Raw genomic sequence first — 16,187 nt, forward strand, 5'->3', positions numbered from 1 at the left:
CGCCCTAACTGCATCCCTGCATCACAGAGCGATTACGCCGTGTGGTTTTGGTGCGGTTGTTGCAGCAGCTCCTCCAGAGAAACGTTCACGCCTTCCAACGTAATCAGCTGAGTGGTGCTGTAACCCGTACCGGTACCATCACGGTCAATGGAGAGCACCGTATTGCCATCTGAAGTATGATCCACTTTCACGAAATCATTAATATTACTTGTGGAATCATTCCAGCCGATAAGCAAGTTACTGACGTCAATTTTGTCGCCTTGCGCGACATTGAAGTCGGTCCAGGTATCGTGACCGTTACCGCCGGTAGCATCCGCACTCGCCAATAAGTGATACACCAACGTATCTGCGCCGGCACCGCTGGTGATGGTGTCGTCGTAGGCACCGCCGGTTAGCGTGTCAGCCCCCGTGGTTCCTGTGATGGTTGGATGCAGCTCAATGGTGAACGACTGCGTGGTGATGGTGCCATCGCTCGCCGCCAGGGTGTAACTGAACACCTCTTTATGGGTAATGGATTGTCCATCCACGCCCGCGTTCAGTGAATAGGTGTAGTTACCGTTGGCGGCAATACTCAGCACACCAAAGTCGCCGGCAATCGACGTCGTACCCACGCTGTGAACCGTGGTGATATCGCCGTGTTCATTAGTGATACTCAAGGTTCCGGTGTGCGTGCCCGATGCTGAACCGTAGATGCTGCCGCTGGCGTCGTGGTCATTGGTGGCTTCGGCCACCAGACTGTTGGTCGCCAGCAGCGTGCTGGTGGATGCACCGTTGTGCAGGTTCACCGTCAAGCTGGCCGAGGTCACCGCGCCGCTGGCATCACGCACCGAATAGGTGAAGACGTCGGTGGCTGGCACCAGATCGGCATCTAGTCCCGCCTTCAGCGTATAGGTGTAGTTACCGTGCGAATCGATGGTCAGCGTACCGTAGCTGCTGGTGATCACCGTGTTACCGGTGGCCGCAATCGCATTGCCAGTCACCTGGGTGACCACCGTACCGTTCGGCACCGTACCGGCGACGGAGCTGGTATCGTTGGTCAACAGGTTGCCGGTGACAGTCGCCGCCACGGTCAACGCCAGCGTCGTAATATCCGACGTGGTGGTGACGGTAGTCGATGGCAACACGCCAACACCGGTGCTGGTGCCCAACAGCACGGCATAGTTACCTGTACCGAGGTTGCTGTAAGTCACGTTGCCACCGGTTTGTGTACCAATGGTCAGAACCGTGGTGATGTAGTTGGCGTTGCTGGATTTCAGCGCCCAGGTGCCGTTCGCCTGCTGTTGATAGAGGTACAAGGTATAAGTCGATGTCAGCGCCGCCAGGCTGGTGGCCGAGGCGTGTAATGTCACCGTGCGCGTATCCCCTGCGCCAACGTTAAACATATAGGCGTTAGTGCTGCTCAATACTCCCACACCCAGCACGCTGCCGAGGTTAACGCTCAGCAATGCGACGCTGGTCGAACTGGTATTGGCATTGGTGATGGTGCCGATTTGGGTGGTGTAATCCACTTCGTTGACATCATTCGCTGCCACGATTTGAATCGCACCGGTCAGCGGGGTGCTGGTCGATACGTTGCCTGCGCGGTCAGTCTGAATCACCGACAGCGAAGCACCGGTGGTTTGCGCCGTACTCAGGCTCACCGACCATGAACCGCCGCTGCCTACCGTCGTTGTACCCAGCGCGTTACCGCCCGCATCACGTACCGTTACCGTTGCCCCCACTTCACCGCTACCGGTGACCGTGGTACCGGCACCGTTGATTGCCAGGCCACTTACCGCCGCAGGCGGCACAGTATCGACGTTCACCGTCACCGCCGTGTTACCGGTGCTGACGTTACCCGCCGAATCAGTCACCGTTACGCTCAACGGATGCGCACCGTTCGCCAGTGCGCTGGGGGTGTAAGTCCAGCTGCCACCGGCGCCAACCGTTACTGAACCCAGCGCGGTGGTGCCATCGTAGATGATGACAATCGCGCCCACTTCCGCCGTGCCGTTCAGCACTGGCGTGGTGTCACGGGTGTACGCGCCATTGGTCAGCGTCACCGGCGTGCTGCCGGCGTCGTCGGTAATGGTGAGCGTACTGGCCGTTGGTGCCACAGTGTCGATGCGCAGCGTGGTCGAGGCGTTCGGGCTGACGTTGCCCGCCGCATCGGTTGCCGTCACGTTCAGCGTATGGGTGCCGTTGCTCAGCGCAGTCGAGACGAAGCTCCATGTGCCACCGCTGCCCACCGTGGTGGTGCCCAGCAGTGTGGTGCCGTCGTACACGCTGATCCGTGCCCCGACTTCGCCGTTACCGGTCAACAGCGGCGTGCTGTCGTTGGTGATGCCGTTATTCGGAATGGTCACCGCCGTGCTGCCGTTGTTATTGGCAGCGACCAGGTTGGTGACCGCCGCTGGCGGCGTGGTATCGATAATGACCGACGCCGACGTAGTCCCGCTGACGTTACCGGCCGTGTCCGTTACCGTCACGCTCAATGGATGCGTGCCCTGCGTGAGCGCGGCGGTGGTGAAGGTCCATGCGCCAGTGCTACCCGCAATCGCCGTGCCTAACAAGGTTCCACCATCGTAGATCGAGACACGGCTGCCCGCTTCCGCCACGCCGCTCAGCGTTGGCGTGGTGTCGTTGGTAGCACCGCCGCTCGGCACCACGGTACTGGTGACATCATTGGTGATCACCAGCGTTGACGCCGCTGGAGCCACGGTATCCACCGTAATGGAAACCGTCGCCGATGCCGCACTGGTGTTACCCGCTGCATCGGTCACCGTCACGCTCAGCGAATGGCTACCGTTGCTCAGGGTCGCGGTGGTGAAGCTCCATGCACCTGAACCATTGGCGGTGGTGGAACCTATCACGGTGGTACCGTCGTAGATGGTCACAATCGCGTTGGCTTCCGCCGTGCCGCTCAGGGTTGGCGTGGCGTCATCGGTGAAGGCACCGTTCGCCAGCGGCCCCTGAAGAGTGCCGACGTCATCATTGATCACCAGATTGGTCACCGGGTTCGGCGCCACGGTATCAATCGTCAGGATGGTTGAGGCGTTCGGGCTCACGTTGCCCGCCGCATCGGTTGCCGTGACGTTCAGCGTATGTACACCGTTGCTCAGCGCCGTCGAGACGAAGCTCCATGTGCCACCGCTGCCCACCGTGGTGCTGCCCAGCAGCGTGGTGCCATCGTAAACGCTGATCTTCGCGCCAATCTCGCCGGAACCGGTCAACAGCGGCGTATTGTCGTTGGTCACGCCGTTGTTCGGAATGGTCACCGCCGTACTGCCGTTGTTGTTGGCGGCCACCAGATTGGTGACTGCCGCTGGCGGCGTGGTATCGATGGTTACCGAGGCCGAGGTACTGCCACTAACGTTACCCGCCGCGTCGGTGACCGTGACGCTGAGTGGATGCGTGCCGGCGGAGAGTACGTCGGTGGTGAAGGTCCACGCGCCTGTGCCATTCGCAATCGCCGTCCCCAGCAACGTCGCGCCATCATAAATCGACACGCGGCTGCCCGCTTCCGCCACGCCGCTCAGCGTTGGGGTGTTGTCGTTGGTGAAGCCACCACTCGGCACCGTGCTACTGGTGATGTCGTTGGTGATCACCAAAGTTGAGGCCGCTGGCGCCACGGTGTCTACCGTGATGGAAACCGGCGTGGTGGCGGCACTGGTGTTACCCGCTGCATCTTTCACCGTTACGCTCAGCGGATGCACACCGTTGCCTAGCGTGGTAGTGGTGAAGTTCCACGCACCGCCCGCGCCGGCCACCACTGAACCCAGCACCGTGGTGCCGTCGTAAATGGTGACAATCGCATTCGCTTCCGCCGTACCGCTCAGCGTTGGTGTGGCATCATCGGTCACCGCACCGTTCGCCAGCGGCCCCTGAATGCCGCCCACATCGTCGTTGATCACCAGGTTAGTGACGGGCGCAGGTGCCACGGTATCCACGGTCAGGGTAAGCGTCGCATTCGGGCTGACGTTGCCCGCTGCATCCGTCGCCGTGACGTTGAAGGTGTGCGGCCCCTCCGCCAGCGTTGGCGTGGTGAAGCTCCATGCGCCGTTAGTGCCTGCGGTAACAGAACCGATAATCGAGGTGCCATCGCGGATAATCACCAGACTGCCCGCTTCTGCCGTACCGCTCAGCGCTGGCGTGTTGTCATTGGTGCTGCCGTTATTGGCAATCGCCACCGGCGTACTGCCGTTGTTGTTGGCAGCGGCCAAGCCGGTTACCGCCACCGGCGCGACGATATCGATAATCACCGTGGCCGAGGTGCTGCCGCTGACGTTACCCGCCGCATCGGTGACCGTGACGCTCAGTGGATGAGCGCCTTGCGTCAGCACATCGGTGGTGAAGGTCCATGCGCCGTTGCTGCCTGCCACCGCCGTACCTAGCAGGGTGCCGCTATCGTAAATCGACACGCGGCTGCCGGCTTCCGCCGTACCGCTCAGCGTTGGCGTGCTGTCGTTGGTTGCACCACCATTCGGCACCGTGGTGCTGGTGAGATCATTAGTGATTAACAAGGTTGCGTTGGCTGGCGCCACCGTATCGACATTGACCGTGAAGTTGGTTGCCGCGCTGGTGTTACCGGCTGCATCGCGCACCGTCACGCTCAACGGATGCGATCCGTCGCTCAATGCGGCAGTGGTAAAGCTCCACGCACCATTGCTGCCCGCCACCACCGAACCCAGCACCGTGGTGCCTTCCGAGATAATCACGATATTGCCAGCGGTGGCATTACCGCTCAGCGTTGGCGTGTTGTCATCGGTCGCCGCACCGCTGGTGAGTGCCCCTTGTGTTACACCTACGTTGTCAGAAACCACCAGATCGGTGACTGGCGTTGGTGCTGCTGTGGTCACAGTGAAGCTGATCGCCGCATTCGGGCTGACGTTACCGGCGAGATCGGTCGCCGTCACGTTCAGGGTATGCAGACCATCAGCCAGCGTGGGTGACGTGAAGCTCCATGCGCCGTTGCTGCCTGCGGTGACAGAACCAATAATGTCGACGCCATCACGGATCACCACCACGCTACCCGCTTCCGCCGTACCGCTCAGCGCTGGCGTGTTGTCGTTGGTGTTCCCCCCCGCAGCAATGGTCACCGGCGAACTGCCGTTGTTGTTGGCAGCAGTCAAACCGCTCACCGCCGTTGGTACGACGGTATCCACAGTCACCGTTGCCGTGCTGGATGCCGCGCTAGTGTTACCGGCGGCATCTGTCACGCGCACGGTGAGCGAATGGCTGCCTTCGCCCAGTACCGGTGAAATAAAGCTCCATGCTCCGCCTGTTCCGGCAGCAACCGAACCGAGCAAGGTCGTACCATCGTAAACGGTGATCACACTGCCCACTTCCGCAGTACCGCTCAGCGTTGGCGTGTTGTCGTTGGTCGAACCGCCATTTGGCACCACCGTGCTGGTGACGTCGTTGGTGACCACCAGCGTCGAGGCGTTCGGTGCCACGGTATCGACAGTGAGGTTTACTACATCAGAGCGTGGACCGACGTTACCCGCCGCATCCGTCACGGTGACGCTCAGCGCATGTCCGCCCTGACTCAGCGTTGGCGACGTGAAGCTCCACTCACCGCTACCATTGGCGACCGTTGAGCCGATAACCGTGTTGCCGTCATAAATCGTAACAATGCCGTTGGCTTCCGCGAGACCGGCGAGCCGCGGGGTACTGTCGTTGGTGGTGCCATTGTTAGCAATGGGCACGGTTACGCCGTCGTTGTTATTAGCGGCAGAGAGGTTAGTTGCTGCAAGCGGTGCCACGGTATCAATAGTGAAGTTCACCGTTGGCGAGGTTGCGCCCGGATTACCCACTGAATTGACCGTGGTGACATAGATGCCGTGCGGTCCATCATTCAGCGTTGGCGTGAAGGTCCACTGTCCGGTCGCACCGACGGTAACGCTACCCAACACGGTTGCACCATCGTGAATGGTAATCACATCACCGACCGTCGCCGCACCGGTCAATACCGGCGTACCGTCCTTGATGTTGGCGCCGTCATTCACGGTAACCAGTGAATTGCCGCTATCGTCGGTGATCACCAGCGTACTGACCGCTGGCGGCAGATCCGCTGCGATATTGAGCGTAAACGCCGGACTGCTTGCCGCGCTGACGTTGCCTGCTGCATCGGTCACTGTGAAGGTGAAGTTATGCTCGCCGTTAGAGAGCGCGCTGCCCGGCGTGAAGCTCCATGTGCCGCCAGTGGCGATCACGGTGCCCAGCAGCGTGGTGCCATCGTAAACCGACACTCGGCTGCCCGCTTCAGCGGAGCCGCTCAGCGTTGGCGTGCTGTCATCGGTGGTGTCACCCGATGTCAACGGACCGGTGCTGCCCCCCTCATCGTCTGTTACGACAAGATCGCTGACCGTTGCCGGTGCAGCCGTATCAATATTAATCGTAATCGGTATCGCTTCCGGGCCCGTCGTCCCCGCAGCGTTGGTGACTGAAACGGTGAAGCTGTGCTGGCCATCATCTAAAGCCGCAGTTTCAAAGCGCCACTCGCCGTTGTCGCCTACCGTGGTGGTGCCAAGAAGATCGCTGCCCTCGTAGATGTTGATGATGGTGCCCGCTACACCGGTTCCGCTCAGCAAAGGCGTGTTGTCGTTGGAGTCACCGTCATCCGCCACCTGCACGGTGGTAGTGGCCGCATTATTGTAAATAGCAAAGCTCGACACCGCTGCCGGCGTAGAGGTGTCCACCGTCAGTGATACCGAGGCATTGGCGCTCACGTTGCCCGCCGCATCGGTCACGGTGACATTCAGCGTATGGGTGGCGTCCGTCAGCGCGCTGGTGGTGATGCTCCATGCGCCGTTGCTGCCTGCCACGACTGAACCCACTAAGGTGGTGCCGTCATAGACGCGAACGATCGCGTTGGCTTCCGCCGTGCCGCTGATGGCTGGCGTGCTGTCATTGGTAATGCCGCCATCGGCAATGGTCACCAGTGAGCCACCATTGTTATTTTGCAGCAGCAGATCGTCAGCCGGTTGCGGTGCGGTGGCATCCACCACCACGGTAAAGGTCGAGGATGGCGAACTGACGTTGCCGACCTCGTCGGTTACGGTAGCGGTCAGCGTATGCGAACCCTCAGTTAAGGTCGGTGAGCTGAAGCTCCAGGTTCCGCCCGCCGTTGCGGTGGTCGAGCCGATCACGGTGGTGCCATCATAAAGAGTGACCAGGCTGCCCGCTTCCGCTGTCCCACTCAGCAACGGCGTGTTGTCGCTGGTGGTGGCGCCGTTCGGCACCAGTACGGGCGTCCCGCCGTTGTCATTGTTCACCACCAGCGTGGCTGGCGCTGGAACCACGCTGTCGACGGTGAAATCAATCGCCGCTGACGCTGTACTCACGTTGCCCGCCGCATCCACCACGGTGGTGCTCAGGCTGTGCGCGCCCTCATCCAGCGTGGGTGAGGTAAAGCTCCATTGGCCGTTACTGCCCACCGAAGCGCTACCGATGATGGTTGTGCCGTCACGGATAATCACCGTGCTGCCCGCTTCGGCGGTACCGGTAAGGAATGGCGTGTTGTCGTTGGTGAAGCCGCCGTTGGTGATAGCCACCGGCGACGTGCCTTCATCATTACTGGCGACCACGTTCAGCGCTGCCGCTGGCGGTGTGGCATCAATCACGACGCCAATGGTGCTCGGCGCACTGACGTTTCCTGCCGCATCGCTGGCCGTGACGCTAAAGGTATGGGTTCCATCCGCCAGCGCGCTCGCCGGCGTGAAGGTCCAGGTTCCGCCCGCCCCGACGGTGGTGGATCCCAACACGCCGTTTTGATCGGATACGGTGATGATGCTGCCCGCTTGTCCAGAACCGCTCAGCACCGGTGTGCTGTCGTTGGTGAGCCCGCCGTTCGGAATGCTAACGGGTGTACCAATATCGTTGGTCAGCGTCAGGCCGGTCGCCGCTAGCGGTGCCACGGTATCTACGGTGACGGTGATGGTGCTGCTTGCCGGTCCGGTGTTACCTGCGGCGTCACGCACCGTCACGCTCAGGTTGTGCGTGCCATCGGTCAGATTGGGTGAGAAGCTCCAGGCGCCCTGCGCATCGGCGACGGCGCTGCCCAGCACGGTGGTGCCGTCAGACACAATCACAATGCTGTTGGCTTCTGCGGTACCGCTCAACTCTGGCGTGTTGTCGTTGGTGGTGCCGTTGTTAGCAATCGGCACCGGCGAACCGCCGTTGTCGTTGTTCAGCACCAGTCCGGTTGCCGCAACAGGCGCAACGGTATCAACGTTAAAGGCAATGGCTGCGGAGGCAGGACCGACGTTACCCGCTGGATCGGTGACGGTCGCCGTCAGGCTGTGCGCACCTTCACCCAGCGTTGGCGTGGTGAAGCTCCACTGTCCGTTACTGCCAACAATCGCGGTGCCCAGCACGGTAGCGCCATCCAGCACGGTCACGGTGCTGCCGGCTGCTGCGGTACCGCTGATCGCCGGTGTGGCATCGTTGGTGGTGCTGCCTGCCTCAATCGTAACCGGTGAACTGCCGTTGTTGTTGTTCAGCGCGATCGCACCTGGCGCCACTGGTGGCGTGGTATCAATGCTGAAGTTCAGGGCCGCGGACGGCGAACTGACGTTACCTGCGGCGTCGGTCACCGTGGTGGTCAGGCTGTGATCGCCCTCGCCCAGCTCCGGCGAAGTGAAGCTCCAGCTGCCGCCGCTGCCGACCACAACAGATCCCAGCACGTTGCTGCCGTCAGAAACAATCACGATGCTGCCTGCTTCAGCGCTGCCGCTCAACACCGGTGTGGTGTCGTTGGTGGCGCCGCCTGCAGCAATCGGTACCGGCGTTTGGCCGGAATCATTACTCAGTTGCAGCCCTGTCGCCGCATTCGGTGCCTCGGTATCGACGGTAAAGGCGATTGCCGTAGACGGTGCGCTGCTGTTGCCTGCGGCGTCAGTGACGGTTGCCGTCAGGCTGTGCGCGCCCTGGCTCAGCGCTGGCGAGGTGAAGCTCCAGGTTCCATCGGTGCCAACAATCGTCGAGCCCAGCACGGTGGTGCCGTCACGCACGATGATGATGTTGTCCGCCTCGGCGGTACCGCTCAGCACCGGCGTGGTGTCGTTAGTGGCTCCGCCCGAGACGATTGGCGTTGGCGTGCTGCCCTGATCGTTACTGAGTACCACCGTAATCACGGCTGGCGGCGCGGTGGTATCGATGGTAACCGCGTACGGCGTAGAGGCCGGGCCGACGTTACCGGCCGGATCGGTGACGGTAGCGGTCAGGCTGTGCGCGCCCTCGTCCAGCGGATTGGCCGGAGTGAAGCTCCATTTGCCATCGGTGCCGACGGTGGTGCTGCCCAGTACCTCGGTGCCATCACGCACCGTGACGACGCTGCCCGCTTCGGCACTGCCGCTCAACACTGGCGTGGTGTCGTTGGTGCGACCGCCGGTATCAACAGGAATCGCCGTGCCGCTGTTGTTATTGCTGAGCTGCAGATCGGTGGCGGCGGCTGGCGGTGTGGTATCCACGGTAAAGGTAACCGGCGTGGATGCGCCGCTGCTGTTGCCCGCCGCATCGGTGACGGTGGTAGTCAGGCTGTGTGCGCCCTCGCCCAGCGCGATCGTTGGCGTAAAGCTCCAGTTGCCGTCGGTGTCCGCCGTGGCAGTGCCCAGCACGGTGGTGCCATCCAGTACGGTGACGGTGCTGCCCGCTTCGGCGCTGCCGCGCAATACGGGCGTGCTGTCGTTGGTGAGGCCGCCAGCGGCAATCGCCGTACCGTCGTCGTTACTCAGTTGCAGGCCGGTTGAGGTTGCCGGTGGCTGCGTATCCACGGTGAAGTTAATCGGCGCAGACGGATCGCTGACGTTACCCGATGCGCTGGTGACGGTGGTGGTCAGGCTGTGCGCGCCTTCGCTCAACGCCGGTGTGCTGAAGCTCCAGCTGCCGCCGCTGCCAACCACAACGGTGCCGAGCACGGTGGTGCCATCCAGTACGGTGACGGTGCTGCCCGCCGCTGCGCTACCGCTGAGCACCGGCGTGGTGTCATTGGTCGCGCCGCCGGACGTAATCGGAACTGGCGTGCCGCCGTTGTCATTGTTCAGCTCAAGGTCAGCTGCGACTGGCGGCTGGGCGGTGTCGATATTGACGACGATGGGGGCCGATGCCGGGCCAACGTTACCGGCCGGATCGGTGACGGTCGCAGTAAGCGTGTGCTCTCCCGCCGTCAACGGTGCGGTTGGGATCACGCTCCAGCTGCCATCGCTGCCAACGGCTGCGCTGCCGATCACGGTAGTGCCATCACTCACCGTGACGATGCTGCCCGCTTCTGCGATGCCGCTCAGCGCAGGTGTGGTGTCATTAGTGGTGCCGCCCGCAGCAATCGGTACCGGCGTCGCTCCTTCATTGTTACTGAGTTGCAGACCCGTTGCCGCCGCAGGTGGCGTGATATCCACGGTGACCACAATGGGCGCAGAGGGCGCACCGGTGTTGCCCGCCGGACTGGTAACGGTGGCGGTCAGGCTGTGATTGCCCTCGTTCAGCGCTGGCGTGGTGAAGCTCCATGTTCCGCCGCTGCCGACGGTGACGGTACCGAGTACGGTAGCGCCATCAGAAACGGTAATGGTGCTGCCCGCCGCTGCGGTGCCGCTCAATACTGGCGTTGCATCATTGGTTGCCGCACCAGAGGGAATAGGAACAGACGTGCCGCTGCTGTCGTTACTCAGCTGCACACCGCCCGGTGCTGGCGGTGCCGTGGTGTCAATGGTGAAGGTCAATGGCGCGCTGGCCGCGCCGGTATTGCCCGCCGCATCGGTCACGGAGGTGGTCAGGCTGTGTGAGCCATCGCCGAGCGCCGGAGAGGTAAAGCTCCAGTTGCCATCGTTGCCGACGGTCACCGAACCCAACGCCGTGCTGCCATCAGACACCGTCACGACGCTGCCCGGCTCCGCACGACCGCTCAACACCGGCGTGACATCGTTGGTGGTGCCGCCATCCGCGACCGGCACCAGCGTGCCGCTGCCATCGTTGCTCAGTTGCAAATCGGTCGCCGCTGCCGGTGGCGTGGTATCCACAATCACAATCACCACCGACGACGCAGGGCCGACGTTACCGGCCGTATCGGTGACGGTGGTGGTGAGATTGTGCTGCCCTTCACTCAGCGGATCGGTTGGTGTAAAGCTCCAGTTGCCGTCGATGCCGGTGATTGCGGTGCCCAGCACCGTAGTGCCATCGCTCACCGTCACGGTGCTGCCCGGTTCGGCGGTGCCGTTCAGGGTTGGCGTGGTGTCGCCGGTAGTGCTACCTGAAGCCAGCGGTGTGCCATCATCGTTGGTGAACTGCACATTGCCCGCTGCGGCAGGCGGCTGGGTATCGATGGTTACAGTCACCGGCGTAGAAGCCGGGCCGGTATTACCGGCGGCATCGGTAACGGTTGAGGTCAGGCTATGATCGCCATCGCTCAGCGGTGGCGTGGTGTAACTCCAGCTGCCATCGTTGCCCACTGTGGTGGTGCCGAGCACGGTGGTGCCATCCGAGATGGTGACCGTGCTGCCTGCTTCACCGCTGCCGCTCAAGGTTGGCGTGTTGGTGTTGGTGCTGCTGCCTTCCGGGATCGGCACACCTGCACCATCTTCCAGCGCCACGCCGGTTGGCGCGGTCGGCACCACGGTATCAATGGTGATGTTGATGGTTGGCGAATCGGTCTCCACGCCGGTTGTGGCGTTGGTGGCGACCGCGTGGAAAGCGTAAGTGGCATCGGCCAGCGCCGCAGGCGTGAAGTTCCACTGCCCATCGCTACCCGCGACCGTGCTGCCAATGATGGTGGTGCCGTTATACAGCGTGATCAGATCGCCCGCGCCCGCCTGGCCGCTAAGAATCGGCGTGGTGTCGTTAGTGCTGGAGTTGTTTGGCAGTTCAACCAGCGTGCTGCCGCTGTCGTCGGTCACCACCAGCAGGCTGCTGGTCGCCGGAACGCCAGCATCGACATTGAGGGTAAATACCGGCGACGACGGGCTAACATTGCCTGCCGCATCGGTGACGGTGGTGGTCAGGCTGTGTTGGCCGTTAGTCAGCGCGGCATCTGGCGTGAAGCTCCAGCTACCGTCGCTGCCCACTGTCGCCGAGCCCAGTAGCGTGGTGCCGTCATAGACGCGCACCACCGATCCCGCTTCGGCGCTGCCGCTCAAAGTTGGCGTGCTGTCGTCGGTGATGGTGCCCGAAGTCAACGGACCGGTGCTGCCGCCGACGTTATCGTTTACCACCAAACCGCTGACCGGCGCTGGCGCGGTGGTGTCTACGCTGAAGGCGATCGGTGTGGTCACCGGGCTGACATTGCCCGCCGCATCGGTCACGGTGGTGCTCAGGCTGTGATTGCCCTCCGCCAGCGTCGGTGTGGTAAAGCTCCAGTTTCCGTCGCTGCCGACAGTCACGGTACCCAACACGGTGGTGCCATCGAGGATAGTGACAGTGCTGCCCGCTTCCGCGCTGCCACTTAACACTGGCGTCGCGTCATTGCTGGCCCCGCCGGCGGTAACTGGCTGCGTAATGCTGCCCGCATCGTTGGTGAGTTCCACGTCGGTTGCGGCATCTGGCGCAACAGTATCGACGGTGATGTTGATGGTGGCGGTATCAGTGACGTTGCCGTTGGCATCGGTAATGGTGCCGTGCAACGCATGCGGACCATTGCCTAAACCGGTGACATAGAAAATCCACTGACCGTTACTGCCCGCCGTGGTGCTGCCCAGCACGGTGGTGCCGTCATACAGGGTTATGATATTGCCGGGCCCCGCCAAACCGGTTAATACCGGGCTGTCATTGTTGGTGCTGCCGCCGTCAGTCAGCTGACCCACGGTATTGCCGTTTTCATCCGTCACTTCCAGCGACGATGTGGCTGGCGGAATAGCCGCATCAACGTTGATCACAATCGGCGGACTGGCTGGGCCGACGTTACCGGCGCTGTCCGTGGCGGTTACGGTGAAGGTATGGCTGCCATTGCTCAACGCTGGCGTGGTGAAACGCCATGTGCCGTCGGTGTCCACGGTGGTGTTACCCAGCAGCGTGGTGCCATCGTAAATACTGATGGTGGCATTCGGCTCGCCGGTGCCGCTCAGGGTTGGTGCGCGGTCATCGGTGGTATCGCCGGACGTTAACGGCCCTTGTACCGCGCCGACGCTATCTTCGATCACCAGATCGGCAATAACGGCTGGCGGCGTGGTATCCACTGTTAAAGTAACGGCTGGCGACGCCGGACCGGTGTTACCGGCCGGATCGGTGACGGTGGTGGTGAGGCTGTGGTTGCCGTCACTCAGGGTTGGCGAGGTGAAGCTCCAGCTGCCGTCGCTGCCCACCGTTACGCTGCCGATCACGTTGGTGCCATCCAGCACGGTAACGGTGCTGCCCGGTTCTGCGGTGCCGCTCAAGGTTGGCGTGTTGTCATTGCTGGTGCCGCCAGAGGCAATGGGTACCACAGTGCTGCCGCTGTTATCGCTCAATTGCAAGTCGCCAGCCGCAGCCGGCGCGGTGTTATCAATAGTGATGTTGAGGGTGCCGGAATCGGTCACATTGCCATTGGTATCAGTGGCCGTGGCGTGGAAGGCATAAGTCCCGTCGGCCAGCGCAGTGGCTGGCGTAAAGCTCCATTGCCCATCCGCACCCGCGACGGTGCTGCCGAGCAGCGTGGTACCGTTATATAACTCGATAAGCGCGCCCGCCGAGGCCAGACCGCTCAAGGTTGGCGTGGTGTCCTGCGTGCTGGAACCCTCTGGCAACAGGCGAAGTGTGCTGCCGCTGTCATCGGTGATTTCCAGCGTGCTGGTGGTTGGCGGTACGCCAGCGTTGACGGTGAAGCCAACACCGGTTGTCGCCGGGCTGACGTTACCTGCCGCATCGGTCACCGTTACGCTGAGCGAATGGCTACCGTTGCTCAACGTTGGCGTGGTAAAGCTCCAGGTACCGTCGTTGCCAACGGTGACGCTGCCGAGCAGCGTGTTGCCATCATAAATTTTGACGATGGCGTTGGCTTCACCGTTACCGGATAGCGTGGGTGTGCTGTCGTCGGTGGTGCCGCCCGCGGTGATTGGGCCGGTTGCAGCACCGACGTTATCGCTGATCACCACATTGCTGGCACCCGCAGGTGCCTGAGTATCCACGGTGAAGGCGATCGGCGTCGAGGTTGGACCCACATTACCTGCCGCATCGGTGACCGTGGCGGTCAGGCTGTGACCGCCTTCGGTTAAGGTCGGCGCAGTGAAGCTCCATGACCCATTGCTGCCCACGGTTGCCGTGCCGAGCACGCTATCGCCATCACGCACGGTGACGGTGCTACCCGGTTCAGCGGTGCCGCTCAGCACCGGCGTGGTGTTATTGGTCGCGCCACCGGCGGCAATCGGTTGTAGCGTGCTGCCATCGTTATCGCTCAGCGTTACGCCACCAGCCGCAGCGGGCGCGACGGTATCCACCGTGATGGTGATGGTCGGCGTTTGCGTCACGCTGCCCGCGTTGTTATCAACGGTGGCGTGCAGCGCGTAGGCACCGTCAGCCAACGCAGTTGGGGTAAAGGTCCACTGACCATCGCTGCCCGCAACCACGCTACCCAGCACCGTGGTGCCGTTATACAGCGTGATCAGCGCACCCGCCGTCGCCAGGCCGCTCAACGTTGGCGTGTTATCCTGAGTGCTGGCGCCGTTGCTGAGCTGCACCAGCGTGTTGCCGGAGTCATCGGTGATTTCCAGCGACGTTGTGGCAGGCGGAATAGCGGCCTGCACGGTGATTTCATAAGGGGCTGATGGCGCGCTGACGTTGCCAGCCGCATCGGTCACGATCACAGTCAGGCTGTGGCTGCCATTACTCAGGGCGCTGGTGGTGTAACTCCAGCTGCCATCGGAACCCACGACCGCCGTACCCAGCAGCGTTTGCCCATCATAAACGCTGACAATCGCGCCCACTTCACCGCTGCCGGTAAGCGTCGGCGTATTGTCATCGGTTGTCCCGCCGTTAGTTACGGTGCCGCCGCTGCCGCCTGAATTATCGTTAACCTGCAGGTCGATGACTGCTGCTGGCGCTTGCGTATCCACGGTGAAGGTGATGGTCGCTGGCGTGCTGACGTTGCCCGCCACATCGGTGGCGGTGATGCTCAACGTATGGCTGCCCTCGCCCAGCGTTGGGCTGGTAAAGCTCCATGCACCGTTGCTGCCAACGGTGACACTGCCGAGCACCGTATCGCCATCGCGGATAGTGATAATTGAGCCCGCTTCTGCGGTTCCGCTCAGCACTGGCGTAGTGTCTTTGGTCGCGCCGCCGTTAGCTATGGGCTGCGCAGTCGAACCGCTGTTGTTGATGACGCTCAGGTCGCCAACCGTTGCGGGCGCCACGGTATCCACGGTGAAATCCACCGGATTGGTCGCTGGGCTGGTGTTCCCCGCCGCGTCGGTGACGGTAGCGGTCAAACTATGCTGACCCTCCGCCAGCGCTGGCGTGGTAAAGCTCCAGCTTCCATCGGCGCCAACGGTCACGGTGCCGAGCAGCGTGCTGCCATCGTAAATGCTGACAATCGCGCCCGCTTCAGCGGTGCCGCTCAGCGTGGGCGTGTTGTCATCGGTAATGGCACCCGCGCCAATCACGCCCTGGTACGGACCTACGGCGTCGTTGATCACCAAATCCGTGATGGCGGTTGGCGGCGTAGTGTCGTTTTCACCGGGATCGGTGGGATTGGTTGGGTTGGTAGGATTAGTTGGGTTGGTGGGATTGCCGCCGTTGTTACCGTCATCGGGATTGGTCGGCGAGGCATTACCGCCACCACCACCTGAACCGGCAAACAGCGCACCTAAGCCCGCCAGCGCCGCACCACCGATACCAAAGGCGGCAATGGTGCCGTTATTGGTGGTGTTTTCCGCTAACAGCCCTTCGGTGCTGTCGATTGAAACGTACTGGAAACCTTCTGTACCGGGATCTTCAACCCACCACATGGCGCCGCGATCGTCCTGCAGAACCAGATCGCTATCGCCATTCGGGCTATAAAAATTATGAATAACAACCACTTCACCAGACTTCGTGGTGACGACTAAATCATTACCATTGCGTGTGAAAGACTTAATATCAGACTGATTAAGATGCAGCTTCACCAAACTCGGAGCGGTCAAATTAACTTGATTTCCACTCAGCTCAGAAGCAACGGTCCCACCTTTTGGGGTTACTGAGATATTATTCATGTTATCGAGATCCCGCAGTTTCCATAATCACGCCCGGTATCAGCAGACACCGGCTTTTAC

General features: G+C 61.8%; 1 protein-coding gene. It reads right to left on the reverse strand.

All coding sequences use genetic code 11. The annotated features are described in order from the left end of the window. Positions 1-32 precede the first annotated feature (32 nt). Positions 33-16,127 (reverse strand): Ig-like domain-containing protein, encoded by a 16,095-nt coding sequence (locus K5Y33_RS17850; RefSeq protein WP_222234739.1) that lies wholly within the window; start codon positions 16,125-16,127, stop codon positions 33-35. Between the last annotated feature and the right edge of the window lie 60 nt (positions 16,128-16,187).

This window comes from Pantoea sp. DY-17 (genome assembly GCF_019795975.1).
Classification (GTDB): domain Bacteria; phylum Pseudomonadota; class Gammaproteobacteria; order Enterobacterales; family Enterobacteriaceae; genus Pantoea; species Pantoea leporis.